Here is a 25025-nt window from a genome sequence, read left to right as displayed (position 1 = left end):
CGCTGGCGGCCAGCCGCAACAGCGCGGCGGGGTCCTGTCCTTCGGCGGGCGCGATGGCGGTGACGGCGGGGCGGCCCTCGGTCAGCGTGCCGGTCTTGTCGACCACCAGCACGTCCAGCTTGCCGGCGGCCTCCAGCGCTTCCGCGTTGCGGAACAGGATGCCGTGGCGCGCGCCCAGCCCGACGCCGACCATCACCGCCGTCGGCGTGGCGAGCCCCAGCGCGCAGGGGCAGGCGATCACCAGCACCGCCACCGCGTGCATCAGCGCGGTCGGGAAATCGCCGCTCCACCACCAGGTAACGGCGAAGGTGACCAACGCGATCGCCACCACCACCGGCACGAACACGGCAGAAATGCGGTCGGCCAGTTGCTGGATCGGTGCCTTGGAGCCTTGCGCCTGCGCCACCAGCCGGACGATCTCGGCAAGCTGGGTGGCGCCGCCCACGCTGGTGGCGCGCACCTTGAGCATGCCGTCCACATTGCGTGTGCCGGCATAGACGGTGTCGCGCGCGGCCTTGGCGACGGGCACCGATTCGCCGGTCAGCATGGCTTCGTCGATGGCGGCCTGGCCTTCCAGCACTTCGCCATCCACCGGGACCTGCTCGCCATGGCGGATCACCACCACGTCGCCGGGACGCAGTTCGCCGATCGGCAGGTCGAGCAGTTTGCCGTCGCGCTCCACGCGGGCTGTCCGGGGTTGCAGCGCCAGCAATTCGGCGATGGCGCCGGCGGTGCGACCCTTGGCGCGGGTTTCCAGCAGCTTGCCCAGGATGACCAGCGTGATCACCGCTGCGCTGGCTTCGAAATAGACATGCTGGTGCTGGGCGCCGCCGAGCGTGACCGCCGCGCTGTAGCCCCACGCCATGGTGGTGCCCAGGGCCACCAGCACGTCCATGTTGGCGGCGCCGCCGCGCAGCGCGTGCCACGCCCCGCGATAGAAGCGCAGGCCGACGCTGAACTGCACCAGCGTCGCCAGCAGCAATTGCAGCATGCGGGGAACGACTTCGTGACGGCCCCCCAGCATGGCGGCCATTTCCAGCATCAGTGGCGCGGTCAGCACGGCGGCGATGCCGAACGACCACCACGCCCGGCGCAACGCGCGGTCGTCATGGGGGCGGGGGGTATCCGGCACGCGCAGCCGTGCCTGGTAGCCGGCCTTTTCCACCGCCCGTACCGCATCGTCGTCGCTGAACGAGCCGGCGGCGAATTCCAGATGCGCGGTTTCGGTGGCGAAATTGACGGTGGCCTGCACGCCGGGCTGCCGGTTGAGCACTTTTTCGATCCGCGTGGCGCAGGCGGCGCAGGTCATGCCGTCGATGTCGAGTTCCAGCGTCTGCCGGGGCACATCGTAGCCGGCCTTGCGGATGGCGTCCTGCGCCTGGGCCACGGTGGCGTCGCCTTCCAGGGCGATCTGGGCGGTTTCGGTGGCGAAGTTGACGGTGGCGCGCAGGCCGGGCTGCCGGTTGAGTACCTTTTCGATGCGCGTGGCACACGCGGCGCAACTCATGCCGGAGATGGGAAGGGTGATTTCGCGGTTCATGGGGCGACCTGCTCACATACGGTATGGGGGTATATTGAACCCCCCGGGGGTATTTGGCAAGACCGGCCAGTGAAAAAGGGGGAGGGCGCTGGCCGGATGCGCAGGCCAGCGCCGGGCAGGCCGTCAGCCGGTGGCGTTGGTGGCGGGCAAGGGCTGGCCGTCGGTGCCGGTGACCGAGACGGTGACGTCCACGTTGCCGCGCGTGGCGTGGGAGTACGGGCAGATATCGTGATGCGCCGCCTGGGCCACGTCGTTGGCCTGGGCGTAATCCAGGTTGGGGAAGGCGGCGATCAGGTGGACTGCGAGCTGGAAGCCGCCCGCGTCGCGCTTGCCGATGCCGACCTCGGCGGTGACCTGGACGTCATCGAGCTGGATATGGCGCTGGCGCGCGACGAAGCGGATCGCCGATTCGAAGCAGGCCGCGTAGCCGGCGGCGAACAGTTGCTCGGGGTTGGTGGCCGCGCCGCCTGGCCCGCCCAGCTCCTTCGGTACGGCGAGCTTGATGTCCAGCACGCCATCGGACGATTTCACGGTGCCTTCGCGGCCACCATGGGCGGTGGCGCGGGCCGTGTAGAGGATGTCGCTCATCGGGTACTCCTGTGTGGTTGCCTGGGGGTATGGGGTGGTGGCATGGGGTTTGCATGATCCGGATGCCGGCAAGGGGCCGGCGCGGGTGCGGTGTCGATCTATGCAAGCTTCGTTCCACGCGGGTCAGGACGCGCAATCATCTCTGGAGGCGGCAATATGAAAACGGATCCAACATCGATGCGGACTTCCGGCCAGACCGTGGCCAGCGACGCGGCCGACCGGGAGCACAAGGGCGAATCGACATTCAAACGCGGGTGCGAAGGACGAAGACCGGGATGCAGGGCAAGGCGTGCCGAGTGAAGTGGGGTAATCCCCACGAGCGAGGCACAACGCAGCCATGCGCCCGGCCTTCCTCCTTCCCTTCGGGTTGGCCCGTGGGCCGGCGTCTGCTTTGTCGCACGGCTTGCAGATAGGAGAGCTATCTGCTGCGCCGCGCTTCGCGTAGCCATCCGGCCCACGGGCCAACGCATCCCGTGTTTGAATGTCGATTCGCCCTAGGTACGCCCCCGGCGGGTGGAACATGTCGACAGCGCCAGCTTAGGCGATGAAACGGCGGTGGAGCGCGGTCGCAGCGACGATCCGGCGACGCGCGAGCGCGGGGAGGGCAACTATGTGGCGTCCGACCCCACCGTGAGCGAGCAGCGCCGCCGGCAGCGGCGCGATGCCAGCGACGACCTGGGGGTATGACCATGCGGATGTAGAAATGCCAGCGGCGTTGGCGTTTTTACCGATGCGTGCGGGACTGGGCCAGCAACAGCCGGCGTGCTTCGTCTTCGCTCAGGCGCAGCCAGTAGTGGTGCGCCAGCGCATGGGCGGCGAAGCGTAATGTCCGCTCGAAATGGACGGGCGCGGCGTGGGCGAGGGTGATGCGATAGGCCCGGATTTCGGACCAGCGCCGGTAGGGTGGCAGCAACAGGTAGTGCACACCCTGCAACACCAGGCCGAAGGCGGCCAGCGCGCCCAGCCAGGGGCGCCAGTCGGCGAGGGCGGGCACCAGCGCCAGCACGCCGGCCAGCAGCGCTGTCGGCGCCGCCAGCCACCACCATTGGCGGGTGTGTTCCAGTTCATGCGCCAGCAGCGCGGCATCGCCCTGGTGTTCGGGCCGGATCAGCACGAATGGTCCTAGGGTGAATCGACCTTCAAACATAGGATGCGTTGGTCCGTGGGCCGGATGGCTGCGTTGTGCCTCGCTCGTGGGGATCACCCCACTTCGCTCGGCACGCCTTGCCCTGCATCCGGCCTTCCTCCTTCGCACCCACGTTTGAAGGTCGATTCACCCTAGGGAGCGGCCCCCCATCCAGCGGGACAATAGCCAGCGGGTATGGATGACGATGGCTGGAATCATCGCGCGGGCCAGTGCCAGGGTGGCTGGTCCAGCGGGGTCTGCCCGACGATGCGTGTTTCGCCGAGTTCCTTTTCCAGCATCAGCGACTGGCAGTCGTCCGCGCGTTCCAGCGTGGCGATCAGGCGGGCGGCATGCGACACCACCAGCACCTGGGTGTCCTCGGCAGCCAGGGCGATCAGCCGGCCCAGCGCCGGCAGCAGGTCGGGATGCAGGCTGGTTTCGGGCTCGTTCAGGACCAGCAGGCCGGGCGGGCGGGGCGAGCACAGCGCGGCGACCAGCAGCAGGTAGCGCAGCGTGCCGTCCGACAGTTCGCCGGCGCGCAGTGGCCGCAACAGGCCGGGTTGCCACATGCCGATGCTGAAGCGCCCCTCGGCCTGCTCGATCTCGATGCGCGCGCCCGGGAAGGCGTCGTCGATGGCCGCGTCGAGCGCTTCGCCGTCGCCGATCTCGCGGATGGTCTGCAAGGCGGCGGCCAGATTGGCGCCGTCGTTGGCCAGCACCGGGGCATGGGTGCCGATCTGCGGCTGGCGCGCGGGTGCGTCGGCGTCGCTGCGGAAATGGTCGTAGAAGCGCCAGCCGCGTATCCGTTCGCGCAAGGTGAGCACTTCGGGCGCGGCGCGCGGGTCGGCGCAATGCGTGAAGATGCTGTCGAAGCTGGGGACGTTCTGATGCAGTACCTGCCAGGCGCGGCCATCGCGCAGCTTGAACGCGCCATTGCGGCGATCGGCCAGCACGCTGGCTTCGCGGAACAGCGGCCCGGCCCAGATGCATTCGCGCTTGATCTGCGGATCGTGCTGGAACATGGTGCGCGGGATCGGCGGCGGCAGGCCCAGGTCGATGGCGTAGCCGAAGTCGTCGGCGGCGAAGCCGAGCCTGAGATTGACCGGCTCGCTGCGTACCGTGCCTTGTACCGGTACGTCGCCGCGCTTCATCGCGCGGGACAGCGTTTCCGGCCCCGCCCACAATGTCGATTGCAGGCCGCCTTCGCGCGCCAGGCTGGTGATCACGCCGCCTTGCGCCGTTTCGGCCAGCAGGCGCAATGCGCGGTAGACACTGGATTTGCCGCTGCCGCTGCCGTTGGCGCCGGTGACGACGTTGAGCCGGCCCAGCGGCAAGGTCAGGGCGCGCAGCGAGCGGTAGTTGGCGATGGCCAGCGTGGTGAGCAAGCGAACCTCGGCCGGTGGGACCGTCGCGCCGGCAAGCGCTGTCCGGTCAGGGGGTGAGAATGGTGGGCTTGGCCTCGGGCAGCAGGCCGGGGTAGTCGCGGCTGTAGTGCAGGCCCCGGCTTTCCTGGCGCGCCATGGCGCAGCGCACGATCAGTTCGGCGGTGATCACCAGGTTGCGCAGCTCGATCAGGTCATTGGAGACGCGGAAGTTGCTGTAGTACTCCTGGATTTCGCCCTGGAGCAACTGGATGCGATGCAGCGCGCGCGCCAGCCGCTTGTTGGTGCGCACGATGCCCACGTAGTCCCACATGAAGCGGCGCAGTTCGTCCCAGTTGTGCGAGATCACCACTTCCTCGTCCGGGTCGGTGACGCGGCTTTCGTCCCATTCGGGGACCGGCGGCAGTTCGACCTTGCCGGCGGCGAGGATGTCGGCGGCGGCGGCCTTGCCGACCACCATGCATTCGAGCAGGGAGTTGGAGGCCAGCCGGTTGGCGCCATGCAGGCCGGTGCAGGCGACTTCGCCCACGCCGTAGAGGCCGGGCAGGTCGGTACGCCCGACCAGATCCACCACCAGTCCGCCGCAGGTGTAGTGCGCGGCGGGCACCACCGGGATCGGCTGCTTGGTGATGTCGATGCCCAGTTCCAGGCAGCGCTGGTAGATGGTGGGGAAGTGCTCCTTCACGAAGGCGGCCGGCTTGTAGCTGATGTCCAGGTACACGCAGTCGTAGCCGCCGCGCTTCATTTCGAAGTCGATGGCGCGGGCCACCACGTCGCGCGGGGCCAGCTCGGCGCGCTCGTCGTGCGCGGGCATGAAGCGCGTGCCGTCCGGCAGGCGCAGGATGCCGCCTTCGCCGCGCACCGCCTCGGTGATCAGGAACGACTTGGCGTCGGGGTGATAGAGGCAGGTGGGATGGAACTGGATGAATTCCATGTTGGACACGCGGCAACCGGCGCGCCAGCCGATGGCGATGCCGTCGCCGGTCGCGACGTCGGGGTTGCTGGTGTACAGGTAGACCTTGCCGGCGCCGCCCGTGGCCAGCACGGTCTGGCCGGCCAGCACCGTCTTCACCTGGTCGCGCTCGATGTCGTAGACATAGGCGCCCCAGGCGCGCGGCTCGGGCTGCCCCAGCTTGGCGGAGGTGATGAGGTCGAGCGCGATGTGGTTTTCCAGCACCGTGATGTTCGGGTGCGCCGCCACCTTCTTGGCCAGGGTGTCGATCACCGCCGCGCCGGTGGCGTCCGCCGCGTGGATGATGCGGCGGTGGCTGTGGCCGCCTTCGCGGGTCAGGTGGAAGCCCTGGTAGCTGGTTTCGCCGCCCTGGTCGCGCGTGAAGGGCACGCCCATGGCGATCAGCCAGTCGATGGCGTCGCGCGAGTGTTCGATGATGAAGCGGGTGGCGTCCGTATCGCACAGGCCGGCCCCGGCCACGTGCGTATCCTTGATATGCAGTTCGATGCTGTCCTGGCCATCCAGCACGGCGGCGATGCCGCCCTGGGCCCAGCCGCTGCCGCCGTCGCGCAGGGTGCGCTTGGTGACGAGGCCTACCTTGAGCGTATCGGCCAGATTCAGCGCGATGGTCATCCCGCCCAGCCCGCTACCCACGATCAGAACGTCGAATTGCTGCATGGCGTGTTCATTTTCACTGGTGAATTGTGAGGCCAGCGAATATAACAGAGCGGGCTCGCGCTTGCGGCGCCCGCTCTGTAAAAGATGGGCTGGATCAAGACTCTTGTAAAACCGTTCGTCCGGCACCATTTGATACAGCATTACGAGAAAGAGCCCGCCAGGCGGGCCGATGAACGGAGCATGCTTTTGGAGAAACGCACTGAACGGGAGATCGACCAGGAGCTGGTTTCCCGCGCCCAGGCAGGGGACAAGCGCGCCTTCGAGCTGCTGGTGGCCAAATACCAACGGCGTATCGCGCGCCTGCTGTCGCGCCTGATCCGCGATCCCGGCGAAATCGAGGATGTCACCCAGGAAGCCTTTATCAAGGCCTATCGCGCCCTGCCGTCCTTCCGTGGCGAATCCGCCTTCTACACCTGGCTTTACCGCATCGCGATCAACACCGCGAAGAATTACCTCGCCTCGCTGGGGCGACGGCCGCAACTTTCCGCCGATTACGAAGACGAAGACGGCGAGACACTCGACGCGGCGGCACAAATACCTGACTACCACACGCCTGAGTCTGAACTTGCCAATCGCGAGATTGTCCGAACTGTCAATGAAGTCGTCGAGACGTTGCCCGACGAGCTTCGTACCGCGATCACGCTGCGCGAGATGGAGGGGCTCTCCTATGAAGACATCGCCAGCATGATGAATTGCCCGATTGGTACAGTGCGCTCACGAATCTTTCGCGCTCGCGAGGCTATTTCGGCAAAATTGAAGCCGTTGCTGGAAACGGTCGGCAAAGACCGGCGCTGGTAGGCCGGCATAAATAAAGAGGGTTTCCCACCATGAAAGAGCAGTTGTCCGCATTGATCGACAGCGAGCTTGAAGCCAAGGAACACGATCGGTTGCTCGGCCAGCTCAGCGTCGATGGTGACCTGCGCCAGGACTGGCAGGATTGGCATCTGGTCGGCGACGTGATGCAGGAGCATCCCCTGCTGTCCCCCGATTTCATGAAGCGCTTCTCCGACCGGCTGGCCGCCGAGCCCATCGTCATGGTGCCCGCCAGGCGTCGTTCCCTGTTGCGACGGGCGCTGGTGCCGCTTTCCGCCGCCGCGTCGGTGGCTTTTGTCAGCGTCGTCGGCTGGCAGGCCTATTACAGCGCCGTGCGCAACAATGCGGCCCCCGCCGTGGCGCTGGCCCAGCAGACCCAGGGCGTGGACGACGAAGGCCTGCGCATGCAGAGCTACCTTGCCGCCCATCGCCACGACTCCGGCAACCCCTTTACGGGGCGGGAGTTCATGCAGGCTTCTTTCGATCCCTCGCAAGCAAAGTAATGAGAATTCCAAGCGCGTGGTTGTTGGCTGGTGGTGTATTGCTGGCCAGTACTTCCCTGTTGGCAGCAGGGCCGGCGACGCCGACTCCCCTGTCGGCGGCCGAAGCCAATCAGTTGGTGCAGCGGGTGGCCAACGCCCCCCGACTGGTTTCCTACCATGGCGTGTATGTCCACCAGTACGGCGACCGTTTCGAGACGGTGCGCGTGGTGCACATCGCCGATGGCGACAAGGATATCGAACGTCGCGAAACGCTCGATGGTCCGCCGCTGGAGCTGATGCGCGAGGGCGATCGCGTCGGGCTGTTCCTGCCGGAGGATGCCTATCCGTCGTCGATCGACCGCCGCATGATGTCCAAGCTTTTCCCCCGGCAATGGCCCGATCAGGCGCAGCAGGTGCTATCCGGCTACGTGATCCGCAAGGCGGGCCATGCGCGCGTGGCCGGCGTGGCGGCCGATATCTATGAGTTCGAGCCGCGCGACCGCTTCCGCTATCCGCACCGCTACTGGATTCACCCCGAAAGCGGCTTGATGCTGAAGTCGATGATGGTCGGCCTGCGGAACGAGCCCATCGAGCTGTTCACCTTTTCGCAGATACAGATCGGCGGGACCATCGACCGCAAGCTGCTCAAGCCGAGCCATCCGCTGCGCGTGTTGCCGCTGGAGAACAGCGAGGGCGATGCGTTGAAGATGCAGGACCCCGAGTGGGAGGTACGCGGCCTGCCGCCGGGCTTCCGGCTGGTCAAGGCCAAGCGCAGCCTGTGGGGCAAGGCCCGCCCTGTCACGCATCATCTCTACAGCGACGGGCTGGTGACGGTTTCGGTCTTTATCGAGCCGATGCAACGCGCGACGGTGCCCAGCATTTCGCAGCAGGGTGGCCTGAGCTTCTTCAGCCGTCCCTTCGGCAACTATGTGCTGACGGTGGTGGGCGAAGTACCGACCGAGGCGGTGCAGCAGTTGAGCAACGCCTACGTGCTGCGCGAACCCACGCCGGCGGAGTGATCGATGCCAGGCTGGATCGAAACCGATGCGGAAGTGGAGCGCGTCAGCGGCCATCACGCCTGGGTTCGCATCAGGCCGCACACGCCCTGTGGCCACTGTGATCCGGCGACCGGTTGCAAGGCGGTGGCGCTGAGCCGGCTGTTCGGCCAGACGCAGCGCGGCTTTCGCGTGAAGAACGATCTGGTGGCGCAACCGGGCGACCAGGTGCGGGTCGGCATCGGTGACCGCGCGCTGTTGTCGGCGGCCTTGACCGGCTACGGCGTGCCGTTGGTGGCCTTGCTGGCCGGCGCCACGCTGGGTGGCATGCTGGTGCCCGCCGCGTGGCGCGAGTTCGGCGCCGTGGCGGGGGGCGGGCTGGGTTTGCTCGGCGCCTTCGGCTGGTTGAAACGACGCGCGCCGCACAATGCGGAGCCACGCATCCTTGCCGTATACCCTGATTCGGATTCCCCTGGAGCCCGCCCGGACGCGCGGGTTTCGAACTGTTCCCGTTCCACTCTCCATCAAAAGCCATGAAAACGATCTCGACTCAAGCCTGGATGTTTGCCGGTGTCGTGGCCCTTGGGGCTGCCAGTGTGTTCGCCGCCAACGCGGCATCGTTGCCCGACTTTACGCAACTGGTCGAAAAGGAAGGCCGTGCCGTCGTGAATGTCTCGACCACGGGGACCGTGCGCGAGAACGAAGCCGGTATCGGCGGCCTGGACGACGATACGCTCAATCTGTTCCGCCGCTTTGGATTCCCGTTGCCGCCGATGGCGCCGCAGCCCCCGCGCGAGCGGCAGACGCAGTCGCTCGGCTCCGGGTTCATCATCGATGGCGCGGGCTATGTGCTGACCAATGCGCATGTGATCGCCGATGCGGATGAAATCAAGGTCAAGCTGGTCGATAAGCGTGAGTTCAAGGCGACGGTGATCGGCTCCGATGCGCGGACCGATGTGGCGTTGCTGAAGATCGAAGCCCCCAATCTGCCCAAGGTGGACCTCGGCAATGCCGAGCAACTGAAGGTGGGCGAATGGGTGGTGGCCATTGGTTCGCCGTTCGGGCTGGAAAACACCGTGACCGCGGGGATCGTCTCCGGCAAGGGCCGCAACCTGCCCGACGAAACCTATGTGCCTTTCATCCAGACCGACGTGGCGATCAATCCGGGCAACTCCGGTGGCCCGTTGTTCAATATGAAGGGCGAGGTCGTCGGCATCAATTCGCAGATCTACAGCCGTTCCGGTGGCTACATGGGGCTGTCGTTCGCGATTCCCATCGATGTCGCGATGAAGGTGGCCGAACAACTGAAGGTCAGCGGCAAGGTGTCGCGCGGCCGGATCGGCGTGACCGTGCAGGAAGTGAATGAAGAGCTGGCCAAGAGCTTTGGCCTGCCCAAGGCGTCCGGCGCACTGGTGTCGTCGGTGGAAAAGGATGGCCCGGGCGACAAGGCCGGCCTCAAGCCGGGCGATATCGTCATGGCCTTCAATGGCCAGCCGGTGGTGACGACGTCCGATCTGCCGCGCATGGTGACCGATACCAAGCCGGGGACCAACGCCAGGTTGCAGATATGGCGCGACAAGGCCGCCCGTGACGTGAACGTGGTGATCGGCGAAATGGATCAGCCGGACCGTGCGAGCGCGGGGCGCGAGTACAAGGGCGGCAAGAAGGAAGACAGCAACCGCTTCGGCCTCTCGGTGCGCGAAATCACCAATCCGCGCCAGTTGAAGGAGTTGGGCCTGAAGTATGGGCTGGTCGTGCAGGGGGCCGCCGGCGCGGCGAGCAAGGCCGGGCTGATGCAGGGCGACGTGATTGCCGGCATCGGCGGCCAGGAGCTGACCAGCACCGCGCAACTGAAGAAGGCGCTGGACGATCTCAAGCCGGGGCAGGCGTTGCCGTTGCGCGTATTGCGCGGCGGAGCGTCGCTGTTCATTTCGCTGAAGGCGCCGGACAAGTGATCGAACTGACGCTGTACGGGCGCGAATACTGCGGGCTGTGCACCACGATGCGCGAGCAACTGGCGCAGCTCGCGCCCGGGCGCGGGTTTGGCGTGCGCTGGGTGGACATCGACGACGATGAGGCGCTGGAGACACGCCACGGTGAATGGGTGCCGGTGCTGGCCGATGGCGACGACGTCGAAATCTGCCACTATCACCTGGACCTGGCGGCGCTGGATGATCGCCTGGCGAAATTCCGCTAGAATCCACGGCTATTCGAAAAAGCAGCAAGGGCACGCGTTGCGTGCCCTTTTTAATGGAAGTCCAAGCCGTACATGAAGCATATCCGCAATTTCTCGATCATCGCCCACATCGACCACGGCAAATCCACCCTGGCCGACCGCTTCATCCAGTTCTGCGGTGGGCTGGAGTTGCGCGAAATGAGCGAACAGGTGCTCGACTCGATGGATATCGAGAAGGAACGCGGCATCACCATCAAGGCCCAGACCGCCGCCTTGCAGTACAAGGCGCTCGACGGCCAGATCTACAACCTGAACCTGATCGATACCCCGGGGCACGTGGACTTCAGCTATGAAGTCAGCCGGTCGTTGTCCGCCTGCGAAGGCGCCTTGCTGGTGGTGGATGCGTCGCAGGGCGTCGAGGCGCAGACCGTTGCCAACTGCTATACGGCGATCGAGCTGGGCGTCGAAGTGCGCCCGGTGCTCAACAAGATCGACCTGCCGGCGGCCGAGCCCGAGCGCGTGGCCCAGGAAATCGAGGACATCATCGGTATCGAGGCCGCCGACGCAGTGCGCGCCTCGGCCAAGTCCGGCATCGGCATCCAGGACATCCTGGAGGAAGTGGTCAGCCGCATTCCGCCGCCCACCGGCAACGCCGATGGCCCGCTCAAGGCGCTGATCATCGATTCGTGGTTCGACAACTACGTGGGCGTGGTGATGCTGGTCCGCGTGGTCGATGGCCAGATCGCGCCCAAGGACAAGCTGCTGTTCATGTCCACCAAGGCGCAGCATCTGTGCGAGCAGGTGGGGGTATTCACGCCGAAATCGATCCCGCGCGAGACGCTGAAGGCGGGCGAGGTGGGGTTCGTGATCGCCGGCATCAAGGAGCTGGCATCCGCCAAGGTGGGCGACACCATCACGCACGTGCGTCCGGCCGCCGAGGCGCCGTTGCCGGGCTTCAAGGATGTGAAGTCCCAGGTGTTCGCCGGGCTGTACCCGGTGGAATCCCACGATTACGAGTCGCTGCGCGATTCACTGACCAAGCTGAAGCTGAACGATGCTTCGCTGCACTTCGAGCCGGAGGTATCGCAGGCGCTGGGCTTCGGTTTCCGCTGCGGTTTCCTGGGCCTGCTGCATCTGGAGATCGTGCAGGAGCGGCTGGAACGCGAATTCGACATGGACCTCATCACCACCGCGCCCACCGTGGTGTACGAACTGGTGATGAAGGGCGGCGACGTGGTGCAGATCGAAAACCCGTCCAAGCTGCCCGATCCGTCCAAGTACGAGGAAATCCGCGAGCCCATCATCACCGCCACCATTCTGGTGCCGCAGGATTATGTCGGCCCGGTGATGACGCTGTGCAACGTCAAGCGCGGCGTGCAGCGCAACATGCAGTACATGGGGCGGCAGGTGATGCTGACCTACGAGCTGCCGATGGCCGAAGTGGTGATGGATTTCTTCGACAAGCTGAAATCGGTGTCGCGTGGCTATGCGTCGCTGGATTACGACTTCAAGGAATTCCAGCCGGCCGATCTGGTCAAGCTGGACGTGCTGGTCAACGGCGAGCGCGTCGATGCGCTCAGCCTGATCGTCCACCGGGCCAACAGTGTGTATCGCGGCCGCGAGCTGGTCAGCAAGATGCGCGAGCTGATTCCGCGCCAGATGTACGACGTGGCGGTGCAGGCGGCCATCGGCGGGCAGATCATCGCGCGTGAAACGGTGAAGGCGATGCGCAAGGACGTGCTGGCCAAGTGCTATGGCGGCGACATCACCCGCAAGAAGAAGCTGCTGGAAAAGCAGAAGGCCGGCAAGAAGCGCATGAAGCAGGTTGGCAACGTGGAAATCCCGCAGGAGGCATTCCTCGCCATCCTGCAAGTCTCCGATAAATAAAATAAGGAATCCGCATGAACTGGCAACTCATCGGTGTCGTGGTGACGGTGGTCGGGATCATTCTCTCGATCATTGGCGCCAAGCACGAACGCAAGGGCGACGAGCCGCCGCAACTGGTGCAGTACGGCTATCTGGCCGTGATCGTCGGGGTGTTCATCCTGCTGGTGAACTTCTTCTCGATCGCCGCCGCGATGCTGATCTTCGTCGTGATCACCGGCGTGATCTGGGTGGCCGACAAGTGCGTGCTGGCCAAGAAGCGCCAGGGTGCGCGCCCGGCCGACTGGGTGGAATACGGCCGCGGTTTCTTCCCGGTGATCCTGGTGGTGTTCCTGCTGCGCTCCTTCCTGGTCGAGCCGTACCAGATTCCGTCGTCGTCGATGCGCCCGGGGCTGGTGGTGGGCGACTTCATCCTGGTGAACAAGTACGCCTACGGCATTCGCCTGCCGGTGCTCAACACGGTGGTGATCCCGGTCGGCACGCCGCAGCACGGCGATGTGATGGTGTTCAACTATCCGAAGAATCCGGCGATCAACTACATCAAGCGCGTGATCGGGCTGCCGGGCGATACGGTCGAATACCGCGACAAGAAGCTGACGGTGAATGGCCAGATGGTCACGGCGGACGTGGCCGGGCCGGATGAGTACGCGGAAGGCATCTACATGAACCCGGTGCTGCGCGTGCACGAGAAGTTCGAAAACAAGCAGTACGATACCTTTGTCGTGCCGGATCAGCCCTGGATCAAGGAAGACCAGGTGGACAGCTTCCCGTATCGCGAAAACTGCCGTTATGATGACAGCGGCTTTGTCTGCAAGGTGCCGGAAGGCCACTACTTCATGATGGGCGACAACCGGGACCACAGCGCGGACAGCCGCTACTGGGGTTTCGTGACGGACGAGTACGTGGTGGGTCGCGCCTTCTTCGTCTGGTTCAATTACAAGCAACTCGGCCGTATCGGCACCGTCATCCGCTGATGGCCGGAACAGGGGAGCAGTCAATGCGCAAGCAATCGGGCATGTCGTTCGTTGGCTTCATCATCGTCGCGATACTGGTGGCGCTCGCTGCCATCACCTTCTTCAAGGTGGTTCCGGCGTATGTGGAGTATTTCAGCGTGAAAAGCACGTTGAAAATCCTGGTGAGGGATCACGCCTCGGAGCCGCCGTCGGCGATCCGCGAGTCCTACAATCGCCATGCCAACATCAGCAACATCGAAGCGGTGAAGGCGCAGGATCTGGTGATCGTGCAGACCGGCGGCCGGACCACCATCAGTACCAGCTATGAGAAAGTGGTACCGCTGGTGGCCAATGTCAGCCTGCTGTTCGACTTCGATGCCGAGGCAGCGTCGGGATCGACCGAGTAGTGAGCGTCGTGCTGCCCGCCGAGCACCTGGCCAAGGTGCTCGGCCATTCCTTTTCCGATCCCCGCTTGCTGCGGCAGGCACTGACCCACCGCAGCTTTTCCTCGACGCATAACGAACGGCTGGAGTTCGTCGGCGACAGCGTGCTCAACGCGGTGGTCGCCCGGGCGCTGTTCGTGGCCTTTCCCCAGTTGACCGAAGGCGAACTGTCCCGGCTGCGCGCCAGCCTCGTCTGTCAGGACGCGCTGGCCGAGGTGGCTGGCGCGCTGCATCTCGGCGACTATCTTAATCTGGGCGAAGGCGAATTGAAGAGCGGCGGCCATCGCCGGCCCTCCATCCTGGCCGATGCGCTGGAGGCCCTGTTTGGCGCCATCTGGTTCGACGCCGGTTTCGAGGCGGCGCAGGCGGTGGTCGAGCGGCTGTTCGCACCGCGTATCGCCGGCATCGATCCGTCGCGCGCGCTCAAGGATGCCAAGACCGCGTTGCAGGAATGGTTGCAGGCGCGCCGCGTGGCATTGCCGCAATACCTGCTGTTGCGCCAGGAGGGCGATTCGCCCAACCAGATTTTCGAAGTGGGTTGCCGCATCGAATCACTCGGTGTCGAAACCCGCGCGGAAGGTGCCAGCCGCCGCGTGGCCGAACAGGCCGCCGCAGCCGATGCGCTGGGCACGCTGAAAGACCGTTACCCGGGCAAGGCCAAGCGCTTCTGAGGCGCGGCCGGCCTACAAGGAAATCCATGTCCGACCATCTCGAAGAAAGCGGGGCCGATGGCTACCGCTGTGGCTTTGTCGCTATCGTGGGCCGTCCCAACGTCGGCAAGTCCACGCTGCTCAATCACCTGATCGGCCTGAAGCTGAGCATCACCTCGCGCAAGGCGCAGACCACCCGCCATCGCATCACCGGCGTGCTGACCGAGGCAGATGCGCAGGTCGTGTTCGTCGATACGCCGGGCTTCCAGACCCGGCATCGCAACGCGCTGAACCAGGCGATGAACCGCAACGTGACCACCACGCTGGCCGATGTGGATGTGATCCTGCTGGTGGTCGAGGCCGGGCGCTGGGGGCCGGACGATGAAGCCGTGCTCAAGCTGATTCCGCCCGATCGTCCCGCGCTGCTGGTGATCAACAAGATCGACCTGATGGCGGATCGTGCCCAGTTGCTGCCCTTTATCGAGCGTATCGCCGCCCAGCGCGATTTCGCCGCCATCGTGCCGGTGTCGGCCCAGAAGGGCCAGCAACTCGATGGGTTGCTGAAGGCGGTCAAGCCGTTGCTGCCCGAATCGGTGCCGCTGTACGAGGAAGACCAGGTCACCGACCGCAACGAGCGTTTCCTGGCCGCCGAAATCGTGCGCGAGAAAATCTTCCGCCTGATGGGCGATGAGTTGCCTTATGCGATGACGGTGGAGATCGAGAAGTTCGACGAAGAGCAGACCAAGGATGGCCGCGAGCTGCGCCGGATCTACGCCGCCGTATTGGTCGACCGGGACAGCCAGAAGGCGATCCTGATCGGGCGGAACGGCGAAAAGCTCAAGCGTATCGGCACCGAGGCGCGGCAGGACATGGAAAAGCTGTTCGACGCCAAGGTGTATCTCGAAGTGTGGGTCAAGGTGAAGAGCGGCTGGGCCGACGACACCCGCGTGCTGCGCCAGCAAGGCTTCGAGTAAGAAAACCATCGTGGCGGCAGCTCGAAAACCGCGACGCAAGAGCGCTGCTGACACGCCGCGCGTCGATGCCCAGCCTGCGCTCGTGCTGCATCAGCAGCCATATCGCGAGACCAGCCGGCTGCTGGACGTGTTTTCCCGCGATCACGGCCGCCTGGCCATCGTGGCGCGGGGCGCGCAACGCCCCGGTTCGCAGGCGAGGGCGGTGCTGCTCGGGTTTCAGCCGCTGCTGTTGTCCTGGTTCGGGGCCGGCGAACTCAAGACCCTGCACGCCGCTGAATGGCAGGGCGGCATCGCGCAGCTTTCCGGCCAGCCCTTGCTGTGTGGCTTTTATCTGAACGAGCTGCTCCAGCGTCTACTGCCGCGCGACACGCCCAGTCCCATCCTGTTTGCCGCCTATTTCGAAGCCATCCAGGCCTTGGCCGCATTGCCGCGCGATGCCGGCGGCGAGGTGGAGCCCATCTTGCGGCGCTTTGAACTCACGCTGCTCTCCACGCTGGGGTATGCGCCGGACTGGGGCATCACCGCCGAGGGCCAGGCCATCGAAGCCGGGCTGCGCTACGGGTTCGCGGCCGGTACTGGCCTGGCACGCACCGCCGCCACGGCGGGCTCCTGTTCCGGCGAGGCATTGCTGGCGCTGGCCGCGGGAAACCCGGAACCCCGCTGGCTGGTTCAGGTCAAGCCACTGATGCGCCAGATGATCGCTTCGCTGATCGGCGGCGAGCCCTTGCATACGCGGCAGCTCCTGATCGATTTGCAGCGCTTCTGACCACCGACGAAGGGCGGTTGCCGCATCACCGCTCCGTGGCTGAAAAGGCTATGCTGACAACTGGAAATTGTCGGCTATGCCGGGAGGGCTGGATCATGATCACCATCACTCACGAGCAGGACTTTGTGCACGTCGCCGTGTTGGGCGAGTTCACATTGAGCGATTTTCGCGAGTTCGAGGAAAACGTACTGTATGAAATACGCTTCCGTGGACGCGCTAATTTGCTGTTTGATCTGACGGAGATGCTAAGCTACACGATCGACATGGCGGTCGAGGAAGTACGATTCAGTCGGGCACATCGACAGGATTTCGGCAAAGTGGCCCTCCTGACGAACGATCAGTGGGTGACGTGGTCGGCCTGGCTGGCCCAGATACTCACCGACGCGAGAATCGAGCTGTTCCCGGATATGGAGAGCGCCAAGCTCTGGCTGACCGCGGACAGCGAAACGGATCGAGCGCCAGTTTCAACATAAAAGACATCCAACGATGCGCGAATTCATTACCAGCCTGCTCTCACGCGAAAAATCACCGCTTTCCAACCCCAAGATCGCAATGGCTTGGTGTCGGCGCATCGACGTACTGGACCCCCAGACGCAGCTCGGCAAGGTGAGCGAGGCGGTTGCCAAGTACCTGGAGCACCCGGGCAAGCCCGACTTCGAGTCGCTCCAGGCACTGGTGATGGTGGATAACGTCGCCCAGGCCGCTTTCGAGGCGATTCGTTACCAGTACGTGTCCAACCCGCGCATGGCCAAGGACATGGAGCAGCGGCTGTGGCAGGACATCGTTGGTTTTTCGCAACGGATGATCGACAGCTACCAGCGCTTCATCGAACACGAAGGCGATGAAATCTACCGTACCGCCGGGTTCACGGAGCATATGCCGCTGGTACTGGCGCGCAGCCTGCATTACATCGCGCTCGAGGCCAAATGGCATTACTTTCGCTTCGAGAAGGTGCCGGGGAAGTTGTGGACGCTGGCGCACCGCTTCTATCGGCTGTCCGAAATCGAAGGCTTCGACAGCAATCCCTTCGCGCTTTATCCGGCGCGCGACAAGGGGGTCAGCTCCTGCGCCGACGAATACATCCAGTTGCTGATGCTGGCGACGCTGTCGGCGAACAATCTGTCGGTGCGCCAGATCGACTGGGTGGATCAGTGGCTGGACAACTGGTCCAAGCTGGTCCAGCTCAATCGCCGCAACCAGGACGACCGCGATCATTTCTGCGTGAACCTGCAAGAGCCGCAGGGGCCGCAGAAGATTCAGCCCGAATCCACCGGCGAGCCATTTCGCTACTGGGGGCTGTTCGACCTGCTGCATGAGGTGCAGGAGACGATCAAGCGCCTGGAAGGTGGGGCTTCGCCGGCGGAACTGGGCCTGGGCAGCGATTGCCGGACGCCATCCTGCCTGGAGCTGCTCAAGCACATCGAGATGTTCTGGACCATGTCGATCCGCAATGCGCAGATCCAGCGCAGCGAGCGTTTCGATGTGCGCAAGGCCGCCGAGGTGGTGCATGGCCTGGATGTGATCTGCCAGCAGGTTCGCGCCGACAACGAAAAGCACACCCGCCAGCCGACCGAAACGCGGACCCAGGTCGATTACGACGAATTGATGGACATGCGGCTGTATGGCTTCGTTTCCGCACGTACGCGCTCCAAGCTGCAACAGATGCCGGGGGGCACGATTGGCGCGCCACGCATCGAAACCCAGTCCTGGCTGATCGAAAACGAATCCAAGGGTGGCTTCGGCGCGGTGTTGCGCTATTCGGAAAACGACTGGGTGCGACCGGGGCGTCTGCTGGGCGTGCGGCTGGGAGATGCGCAGAACTGGCAGGTGGGCGTGGTGCGCCGGCTGGCGCGTCGCGGCAACGACGAAATCTATACCGGCATCCAGGTGCTGTCGGCCACGCCGGTGGCGGTGAGCATCCAGCAGATCAACGGCAAGAGCAGCAACGAACCGATGATCGTGTCGGAGCTGACCGAGCTGGGGGGGATCGAACTGCCCAGCCAGAAGCTGGCGCTCTACCTGCCTTATCGCGGGCAGGATGGCAGCAACATGAACACCTTGATCCTGTATGGCGCGGACTACGCGAGCGACCGGCTCTACCGGGTGCAGGCCCGCGATCGCAGCTTTACCGTCAGCCTGGGGTCGATCCTGGAAAAAGGCGTGGACTGGATCTGGGTGGCCTTGCAGGTCATCAAGCAGTAGCCGGTGGCGGCCTTCGGACAACGCCCTCGTTCGAGGGCGTTGTCGTTTTCGGCGCGGCTAGCGCGGGTCATCCATTGTTTCGCGACAGCGTTCGTGCAGTGCGGAACGGCATCCCGAACTGCACCGAACGCTGTCGTGAAACAGGTAACGACATGCCCTAGGCCAGCACGCGTTGCAGGAAGGCGCCGATCTGGGCGATTTCGGGCAGGCAGACCGAATGCTGCATCGGGTAGGTATGCCATTCCAGCGGGTGCCCCAGCTCGGTGAGGCGTTGCTGCGCGGCCTGGCCCAGCGCCAGCGGTACCACCGGGTCGGCGGTGCCGTGGCCGGCGAAAACGGGCGTCTGCCCATTGGCGGCGCTGCGCTCGGTTTCGATCAGCCGGGGGACCGGCAGATAGGTCGATAGCGCGACGATGCCGGCCAAGCGCTCCGGGTGCAGCAGGCCGGCCGTGTAGGCGATGGCGCCGCCCTGCGAAAAGCCGGCCAGGACGATGCGTTCGGTCGGGATGCCCCGTTCGTTTTCCCGCGCGATCAGATCGCGCACCAAGTCCACCGACTGGGCCACCCCGGCCTCGTCGGCATGCCGGTCGATGCTGTCGAAATAGAGGATGTCATACCAGGCGCGCATCACGTAGCCGTTGTTGCAGGTGATCGGCATGTAGGGTGCGTGCGGGAAGACGAAGCGGATCGGCAGGCTGTCCGGCAGGCCCAGTTCGGGCACCACCGGGGCGAAGTCGTTGCCGTCGGCCCCCAGGCCGTGCAGCCAGATCACGCTGGCGACGGGAGTGGCCCCGGTTTCGATTTCCACGCAGGGCAACAATTCGTTCTGGCTCATTTCATTGGTCCTTGGGTGCGCTGGCTGATTTGGGGCGGAAAGACGCGACCACTTGCGCATGGGTATCGACATGGGGCGCCCCCAGCAACTGAAGGCAATAGGGCACGGCCGCGAACACGCCGGGGATCACGGTGGCGCCGGCGGCATCCTTCACGCCTTCCAGCGTTTCCTTGATCGAGCGGGGCTGGCCCGGCAGGTTGAGGATCAGGCAGCTACCCCGGATCGCGCCGACCTGGCGTGAGAGCAGGGCGGTGGGCACGAAATGCAGGCTTACCTGCCGCATCTGCTCGCCGAACCCGGGCATCACCCGGCTGGCAACCGCCAGTGTGGCGTCCGGCGTTACGTCGCGCGGCGCGGGGCCGGTGCCGCCCGTGGTCAGCACCAGATGACAGCCTTGCGCATCCACCAGTTCGATCAGCGTGGCTTCGATCTCGGCCTGGTCGTCGGCAATCAGGCGCGAGACCGTTTCGAATGGCGTGGACAGGGCCTGGGCCAGCCAGGCCTCCAGCGCGGGAATGCCCTGATCGCGGTAGACGCCCTGGCTGGCGCGATCGGAGGTGGCGACCAGGCCGATTTTCAGCACGGTCATGCGTGGGCCACCACCACCGCGCCACCATCGGCCAGCGCGAAACGCAGCGCGCGCCAGTCGCTGATCAGCAGGTCGGCCTCGGCCAGTTCGTCGGGGTGATGCGAGGTGGTCAGGGCGACCACCGTCATTCCGGCGGTCTTGGCGGCGCGGATGCCGCTCGGCGCGTCTTCGAACGCCAGGCAGCGCTCCGGGTCGGCCAGCAACTGGCGCGCGCCCAGCAGGAAGGGATCGGGGAACGGCTTGCCGTGTTCCACATCCTCGCTGCATACCATCGCGGCTGGGGGAACCAGGCCGCAGTAATTCAGTTTCACCTGCGCCAACTGGCGCATGGCCGAGGTGACGATGCCATAGCGGGCGCCGCGCAGTTCGGCAACCCGCTGCTCGATGCCGACGATGGCGGTGGTGCCTTCGAGGTCGGCCAGTTCCCATTCCAGCAGGCGGTTGAATTCGCGATCCAGATCGACATGCGGCGCGAAGCGCTTGATGGTGTCCTGGCCGCGCACGCCGTGCATGTGGGCGATCAGTTCCTCGGCATCGATGCCGACATCGGCGGCCCAGCGGCGCCAGATACGTTCGACGCAAGGCGTGGAATCGATCAGCGTGCCATCCATGTCGAACAGCACCGCATCGAAAGTGGCGGGTAATGCAAGCGACATGGCAATCCTACTCGGCAAGTGGTGGTTCGGTGATGTGGTCCTTCAGCATCTGGAACAGCTCGCGGAACGCCTTGGGCGGCACCTGCTTGCCGGCCGCGGTGTCGGCGCGCTCTTTCTGCGCGCCACGGATCAACTGGCGCAGGCGCTGGATATCCACGTCCGGATGGTCGGCGACGAAGCCTTCCAGCCGCTTGGGATCGGTGATCAGCGCTTCGCGCAGGCGTTCCAGCTGATGCAGCCACGCGGTATGGCGATCGGAAACGCCAGCCAGCGTGTCGAGCAGCGCCTGGATCGGCGCGGGATCGACGTGACGCATCAGTTTGCCGATGAATTGTTTCTGGCGGGCGATGGCGCCGTGCGCCTTCAGCCGCTTGGCCTCCAGGATCGCATCGAACAGCTTGTCGGGCAGGTCCAGCGTTTCCAGATGCTTGCGGTCGAGCGGGATCAGCGCCTCGCCCAGGGCCTGCAAGGTTTCGGCTTCGCGCTTCATGCGCGTCTTGCTCACGAGTTCGACATCGTCGTCTCGGTCGAGATCATCCTGGCTCATCGTTTGGGGCGGCTTTTGCAAAACCGTTATGATACCAAACGGTCCACCCTCCATTGCCCACCAGCCAAGGAATAACTCGTGTCCGCCTTCTCCTTCAGCGAACAGCAATTGCAACAACTCGCCGCACAGGTGCTCGACCAGGCCAGTGCGCAGGGCGCCACCGCCGCCGACGTGGAGGTCTCGGAGTCGGTCGGGCAGAACGTCAGTGTGCGGCTGGGCGAAGTGGAAACCATCGAATACAACCGCGACAAGGGGGTCGGCGTCACGGTCTACATGGGCCAGCGCAAGGGCCACGCCAGCACGTCCGACTTTTCCCCGCAGGCACTGAGCGATACGGTCCAGGCGGCCCTGGCCATTGCCCGCTATACCGCCGAGGACCCGTTCGCCGGCCTACCGGATGTTGCCTCCCTGGCCACGTCCTTTCCCGACCTCGATCTCTACCATCCGTGGGCGCTGCCGGTGGAAGGCGCGATCGAGCTGGCCCAGGCCTGCGAACAGGCGGCGCGCGATGTCGATCCGCGCATCCGCAATTCCGATGGCGGCAGCCTGTCCACGCATGCCTCGCGCTGGGCCTATGCCGATTCGCTGGGGTTTTCCGGCGCGGGCACTGGTACGCGCTATTCGTTGTCCGCCGCCGTGATCGCCGAGGAAAACGGCGCGATGCAGCGGGATTACTGGTATAGCGCCACCCGCGCGCATGCCGATCTGGATTCCGCCGCCAGCATCGGGCGCAAGGCGGGCGAGCGCGCCGTGCGCCGCCTGGGCGCCCGGCGTTGCAAGACCGGGGAATACCCGGTGCTGTTCGAGGCGCCGGTGGCCAGCTCGTTGTTGTCGCACTGGGTGTCGGCGGTGAGCGGTTCCAGCCTCTACCGCAAGTCGTCGTTCCTGCTCGACAGCCTGGGCACGCAGGTGTTTGCGCCCTGCGTCGAGATCGTGGAAGACCCGTTCCTGAAGAAGGGCCTGGCCAGCGGCAGCTTCGATGCCGAGGGGGTTGCGACGCACCGGCGCGAGCTGGTTAGCGCCGGGGTGCTGTCGGGATATTTCCTCTCCAGCTATTCGGCGCGCAAGCTGGGCATGAGCAGCACCGGCAACGCGGGCGGGCCGCACAACCTGCTGGTCACGCCCACGGCCACCTTCGAATCGTTGCTGGCCCAGCTCGGCACCGGCCTGCTGGTGACCGAGTTGCTGGGGCACGGCATCAATCTGGTGACCGGCGACTATTCGCGTGGCGCGGCCGGTTTCTGGGTGGAGAACGGTGTGATCCAGTACCCGGTGGAGGAGATCACCGTGGCCGGCAATCTGCGCGACATGTTCCACGATATTGTCGGCATCGGCGACGATGTGCTGATGTCCAGCAGCCGGCGCGTCGGTTCGATCCTGATCGGCAAGATGACGGTCGCGGGCGAGTGATGTCGGGCAGGCCGGCCTACTGGGATGCCGCCTGCGGCGAACTCGCTGCGCGCGACCCGGTGATGGCGGAACTGATCGCCCGCTATCCGGGTATGGCGCTGGAAGGGCGGGGCGATGTGCTGCTGACCCTGGCGCGATCCATCGTCGGACAGCAGATTTCGGTCAAGGCGGCCGATACGATCTGGCAGCGATTGCTGGCCTTGACCGGCCCGCTGGAAGGCGAGCAGTTGCTGCGGCTCGAGATTCCCGCGCTCAGGAGCTGCGGTCTGTCGCAGCGCAAGGCGGAATACCTGCTGGACCTGGCGCGCCATCACGTGGCCGGCAGCCTGGATTCGGGCCGGCTGGCCGCGCTGGACGATGAGGCGGTGATTGCGGCATTGACCGATATCCGCGGGATTGGCCGCTGGACAGCCGAGATGTTCCTGATCTTCCACCTGATGCGGCCCAATGTGCTGCCGCTCGACGATATCGGCCTGCTCAAGGGCATTGCCCTGCATTACCACGGTGGCGAGCGGCTGCCGCGCCAGGAGGTCCAGGCACTGGCCGCGCGCTGGGCGCCGTTCTGCTCGGTGGCGACGTGGTATCTCTGGCGTAGCCTGGACCCCTTGCCCGTATCCTACTGAGCGCCGGCGCCGGGCAAGGAAAACGGCAGCGCGGAGCTGCCGTCGATCGCGGGTGTCGCCTCGCGCTATAGCGTTTTCAGGCGACCCCGGAAATCCTCGATCCGGGTGTACCCCTTTTTTGCCATCAGCTCGCGCAGCTCCTTTTGCAGCCGGTCGAAGATCGACGGCCCTTCCTCGTGCAACGCGGTACCGACCTGCACCAGGGTGGCGCCGGCAAGCAGATGCTGGAAGACGTGTTCGCCAGTGCTGACACCGCCACAACCGATGATGGTCTTGCCGGGACAACGGCGGTGGAACGCGTTGACGTTGGCCAGCGCGGTCGGCAGCACGTAGTCGCCACCCAGGCCGCCGAAGCCGTCCTTGGGCCGGATCACGGTGCTTTCGCTTTCGGTATCGATCACCAGGCCATTGCCGATGGAGTTGATGCAGGTGATGAAGGCGAGGTTGTCGTAGCGGTTGAGGATTTCCGCCGCGTTGTCGAAATGCACAAAGTCGAAGTACGGCGGCAGTTTCACGCCGAAGGGCCGGCGATACGCGGTGGCCACTTCGGCCAGGAACTGGTCCATCGCCTCGAAGTCGTAGCCGGGTTGCGGCTTGCCTTCGACGTTGGGGCACGACAGGTTCAGTTCCAGGAACGCCGGCAGCACGGCCTCGCGCAGCGCGGCCACGATGGTCAGGTTGTCGTCCAGCGACAGGCCCGAGACGGAGACGAACAGCGGTTTGCGCTCGTAATCGTGGCAGGCCGCGTAATCCAGGTAATAGACGTGCCCCTCGTTGGGCAGGCCCATGGAATTGATGCTGCCCAGCGGCAGGGCGCGATAGCGTGGTTCTGGATTACCGTCACGGCGGGACAGCGTGCAACTTTTGGTCACGGCTGCTCCGGCGCTGCTTTCCACCAGCGCGTCGAGTTGGGCGGCGAGCGTGCACCACACGCCTGCGGCATTCATCAACGGATTGTCGAGCGGTTGCTCGAGGAAGGTGGTTGCGAGCTCGGGACTGGCATAGTGGGGCATGGTGGGCTCCTGGGCTTGCCGAATTTTCTGAAGCTTAGGTCGCAACCCCTTTCATCGCCGTGCGCGTGATCAAGAATCGGATAATTAGCCTAGGCGGGTGGCCGCCTGTTCGGGCAGATGCTTACGCTCTGGTCGTGGGCCGCCAGCGCCGTCATGATGCGCTGCCAGCCCTGCGCGGCATCGCTGCCGTTGTCCTGGAACACGGTGGCCAGCAGCACGCGCTGGCTGCTGGATATTTCGTTTTCCAGTGTGGCGCCGGCCGGCGACAGCGACAGGCAGCGCACTCGTTTGTCCTGTTCGGCGGGGGTGGCGACGATGAGATCGGCCTCTTGCAGGTCGCGCAGCGGCCCATGCAGTGCCTGCTTGCTGACCCCCAGGCGTGCAATCAACGTGTTGACCGACAGGCCGGGTTCCCTGCCCACGAAATACAGCACGCGATGGTGGACCCGGCCCCAGCCGCGCGCGGCGAGCAGCGTATCGGGCTGGGCGGTGAAGGCGCGGTAGGCGTAGTAGAACAGCTCCATGGCGGCATTGAGCCGTTCGTCCTGGCTATTTATATCAACCATATTGACTTATATATCTCGCGTGGCATGATAGGGCAAGTAACTTGACTTTATCGCATCATTCACCCGCCGTGGCCATGCCTATCCGCAGGCCCGACGGCGGCAGGGCCCGACGTATCCGTTTCCGGCCCTAGGGCGAATCGACCTTCAAACGTGGGTGCGAAGGACGAAGGCCGGATGCAGGG

Annotated in this window: 28 protein-coding genes; 17 read left to right on the top strand and 11 right to left on the bottom strand. The window is 65.0% G+C overall.

Features of this window, described 5'->3' with window-relative positions; translation table 11 throughout:
* Window positions 1-1540: heavy metal translocating P-type ATPase (locus tag FAZ21_RS16260; RefSeq protein WP_136774497.1), on the bottom strand; the 1540-nt coding region annotated here is incomplete at its 3' end.
* 123 nt (window positions 1541-1663) lie between these two features.
* Window positions 1664-2128 carry an organic hydroperoxide resistance protein gene (locus FAZ21_RS16255; protein WP_136774496.1) on the bottom strand — a complete coding sequence of 155 codons (465 nt, stop codon included), beginning with the start codon at window positions 2126-2128 and terminating at the stop codon, window positions 1664-1666.
* A gap of 513 nt (window positions 2129-2641) precedes the next feature.
* Here FAZ21_RS16255 and FAZ21_RS20400 point away from each other — a divergent pair.
* A complete protein-coding gene (locus FAZ21_RS20400) occupies window positions 2642-2815 on the top strand; it encodes a hypothetical protein (protein WP_169307459.1) in 174 nt (57 codons plus the stop codon).
* A gap of 37 nt (window positions 2816-2852) precedes the next feature.
* Here the strand turns inward: FAZ21_RS20400 and FAZ21_RS16250 are convergent, their stop codons facing one another.
* The 3 genes from FAZ21_RS16250 to nadB all read right to left on the bottom strand — a co-directional run bounded on the left by FAZ21_RS16250 (window position 2853) and on the right by nadB (window position 6266).
* On the bottom strand, window positions 2853-3242 hold the full coding sequence (locus tag FAZ21_RS16250) for a hypothetical protein (protein WP_136774495.1): 390 nt from the start codon (window positions 3240-3242) through the stop codon (window positions 2853-2855).
* A gap of 227 nt (window positions 3243-3469) precedes the next feature.
* The gene (locus tag FAZ21_RS16245; protein ID WP_136774494.1) at window positions 3470-4639 is read right to left on the bottom strand and encodes an AAA family ATPase; all 1170 of its coding nucleotides are present in this window, start codon (window positions 4637-4639) and stop codon (window positions 3470-3472) included.
* A gap of 46 nt (window positions 4640-4685) precedes the next feature.
* Window positions 4686-6266, bottom strand: a complete 1581-nt coding sequence (gene nadB / locus FAZ21_RS16240) for an L-aspartate oxidase (RefSeq protein ID WP_136774493.1) — start codon at window positions 6264-6266, stop codon at window positions 4686-4688.
* Window positions 6267-6446: 180 nt separating this feature from the next.
* On the opposite strand from nadB, the gene rpoE reads away from it, so the two are divergent.
* From rpoE to FAZ21_RS16170, 14 genes are all read left to right on the top strand, one after another.
* Window positions 6447-7064 (top strand): RNA polymerase sigma factor RpoE, encoded by a 618-nt coding sequence (gene rpoE, locus FAZ21_RS16235; RefSeq protein ID WP_136774501.1) that lies wholly within the window; start codon window positions 6447-6449, stop codon window positions 7062-7064.
* Between the two features lie 29 nt (window positions 7065-7093).
* Window positions 7094-7582 (top strand): sigma-E factor negative regulatory protein, encoded by a 489-nt coding sequence (locus FAZ21_RS16230; RefSeq protein WP_136774492.1) that lies wholly within the window; start codon window positions 7094-7096, stop codon window positions 7580-7582.
* Entirely contained in the window at window positions 7582-8580 is a 999-nt protein-coding gene (locus FAZ21_RS16225; protein WP_136774491.1) for a MucB/RseB C-terminal domain-containing protein, read from the top strand. The genes FAZ21_RS16230 and FAZ21_RS16225 overlap by 1 nt, the downstream gene beginning before the upstream one ends.
* 3 nt (window positions 8581-8583) lie before the next feature.
* Window positions 8584-9093, top strand: coding sequence for a SoxR reducing system RseC family protein (locus tag FAZ21_RS16220; RefSeq protein WP_136774490.1), 510 nt, complete (start codon window positions 8584-8586; stop codon window positions 9091-9093).
* Window positions 9090-10511: a DegQ family serine endoprotease gene (locus FAZ21_RS16215; RefSeq protein WP_246038712.1), complete on the top strand. Its 1422-nt coding sequence runs from the start codon at window positions 9090-9092 to the stop codon at window positions 10509-10511. The genes FAZ21_RS16220 and FAZ21_RS16215 overlap by 4 nt, the downstream gene beginning before the upstream one ends.
* Complete coding sequence (locus tag FAZ21_RS16210; protein WP_373279543.1) at window positions 10508-10753, top strand: glutaredoxin family protein; 246 nt, start codon at window positions 10508-10510, stop codon at window positions 10751-10753. Before FAZ21_RS16215 ends, FAZ21_RS16210 begins: the two co-directional genes overlap by 4 nt.
* A gap of 72 nt (window positions 10754-10825) precedes the next feature.
* The gene (gene lepA / locus FAZ21_RS16205) at window positions 10826-12619 is read left to right on the top strand and encodes a translation elongation factor 4 (protein ID WP_136774489.1); all 1794 of its coding nucleotides are present in this window, start codon (window positions 10826-10828) and stop codon (window positions 12617-12619) included.
* A gap of 14 nt (window positions 12620-12633) precedes the next feature.
* Complete coding sequence (gene lepB, locus FAZ21_RS16200) at window positions 12634-13590, top strand: signal peptidase I (protein ID WP_136774488.1); 957 nt, start codon at window positions 12634-12636, stop codon at window positions 13588-13590.
* Between the two features lie 23 nt (window positions 13591-13613).
* Window positions 13614-13976: a DUF4845 domain-containing protein gene (locus tag FAZ21_RS16195; protein ID WP_169307458.1), complete on the top strand. Its 363-nt coding sequence runs from the start codon at window positions 13614-13616 to the stop codon at window positions 13974-13976.
* The gene (rnc, locus tag FAZ21_RS16190) at window positions 13976-14683 is read left to right on the top strand and encodes a ribonuclease III (protein WP_136774486.1); all 708 of its coding nucleotides are present in this window, start codon (window positions 13976-13978) and stop codon (window positions 14681-14683) included. The genes FAZ21_RS16195 and rnc overlap by 1 nt, the downstream gene beginning before the upstream one ends.
* Before the next feature lie 26 nt (window positions 14684-14709).
* Complete coding sequence (gene era, locus FAZ21_RS16185; RefSeq protein WP_136774485.1) at window positions 14710-15636, top strand: GTPase Era; 927 nt, start codon at window positions 14710-14712, stop codon at window positions 15634-15636.
* Between the two features lie 10 nt (window positions 15637-15646).
* Window positions 15647-16402 carry a DNA repair protein RecO gene (gene recO / locus FAZ21_RS16180; protein WP_136774484.1) on the top strand — a complete coding sequence of 252 codons (756 nt, stop codon included), beginning with the start codon at window positions 15647-15649 and terminating at the stop codon, window positions 16400-16402.
* Between the two features lie 95 nt (window positions 16403-16497).
* Window positions 16498-16875 carry a SpoIIAA family protein gene (locus tag FAZ21_RS16175; protein WP_136774483.1) on the top strand — a complete coding sequence of 126 codons (378 nt, stop codon included), beginning with the start codon at window positions 16498-16500 and terminating at the stop codon, window positions 16873-16875.
* A gap of 13 nt (window positions 16876-16888) precedes the next feature.
* On the top strand, window positions 16889-18604 hold the full coding sequence (locus FAZ21_RS16170; RefSeq protein WP_136774482.1) for a cyclic-di-GMP receptor FimW-related protein: 1716 nt from the start codon (window positions 16889-16891) through the stop codon (window positions 18602-18604).
* 157 nt (window positions 18605-18761) lie between these two features.
* Here FAZ21_RS16170 and FAZ21_RS16165 read toward each other — a convergent pair whose 3' ends face one another.
* Genes FAZ21_RS16165 through yjgA form a run of 4 tightly spaced genes read right to left on the bottom strand, consistent with a single transcriptional unit; the run spans window position 18762 to window position 21231 of the window.
* Window positions 18762-19439, bottom strand: a complete 678-nt coding sequence (locus tag FAZ21_RS16165) for an alpha/beta hydrolase (protein ID WP_136774481.1) — start codon at window positions 19437-19439, stop codon at window positions 18762-18764.
* Window position 19440: 1 nt separating this feature from the next.
* Entirely contained in the window at window positions 19441-20028 is a 588-nt protein-coding gene (gene mog / locus FAZ21_RS16160; protein ID WP_136774480.1) for a molybdopterin adenylyltransferase, read from the bottom strand.
* Window positions 20025-20684: an HAD family hydrolase gene (locus FAZ21_RS16155; RefSeq protein WP_136774479.1), complete on the bottom strand. Its 660-nt coding sequence runs from the start codon at window positions 20682-20684 to the stop codon at window positions 20025-20027. Before FAZ21_RS16155 ends, mog begins: the two co-directional genes overlap by 4 nt.
* Window positions 20685-20691: 7 nt before the next feature.
* Window positions 20692-21231, bottom strand: a complete 540-nt coding sequence (yjgA, locus tag FAZ21_RS16150; protein ID WP_136774478.1) for a ribosome biogenesis factor YjgA — start codon at window positions 21229-21231, stop codon at window positions 20692-20694.
* Between the two features lie 78 nt (window positions 21232-21309).
* Here yjgA and pmbA point away from each other — a divergent pair, with 78 nt between their 5' ends.
* Together pmbA and FAZ21_RS16140 are read left to right on the top strand one after the other, a co-directional pair.
* On the top strand, window positions 21310-22641 hold the full coding sequence (gene pmbA, locus FAZ21_RS16145) for a metalloprotease PmbA (RefSeq protein ID WP_136774477.1): 1332 nt from the start codon (window positions 21310-21312) through the stop codon (window positions 22639-22641).
* A complete protein-coding gene (locus FAZ21_RS16140) occupies window positions 22641-23264 on the top strand; it encodes a DNA-3-methyladenine glycosylase family protein (RefSeq protein WP_136774476.1) in 624 nt (207 codons plus the stop codon). Before pmbA ends, FAZ21_RS16140 begins: the two co-directional genes overlap by 1 nt.
* 65 nt (window positions 23265-23329) lie before the next feature.
* Here FAZ21_RS16140 and FAZ21_RS16135 read toward each other — a convergent pair whose 3' ends face one another.
* Together FAZ21_RS16135 and FAZ21_RS16130 are read right to left on the bottom strand one after the other, a co-directional pair.
* Window positions 23330-24277, bottom strand: coding sequence for a dihydroorotate oxidase (locus FAZ21_RS16135; RefSeq protein WP_136774475.1), 948 nt, complete (start codon window positions 24275-24277; stop codon window positions 23330-23332).
* A gap of 89 nt (window positions 24278-24366) precedes the next feature.
* On the bottom strand, window positions 24367-24843 hold the full coding sequence (locus FAZ21_RS16130; protein ID WP_136774474.1) for a MarR family winged helix-turn-helix transcriptional regulator: 477 nt from the start codon (window positions 24841-24843) through the stop codon (window positions 24367-24369).
* Between the last annotated feature and the right edge of the window lie 182 nt (window positions 24844-25025).

Origin of the sequence: Chitiniphilus eburneus, assembly GCF_005048205.1 — a bacterium.
Lineage (GTDB): Bacteria > Pseudomonadota > Gammaproteobacteria > Burkholderiales > Chitinibacteraceae > Chitiniphilus > Chitiniphilus eburneus.
This window is presented reverse-complemented; position numbering and strand designations above follow the sequence as displayed.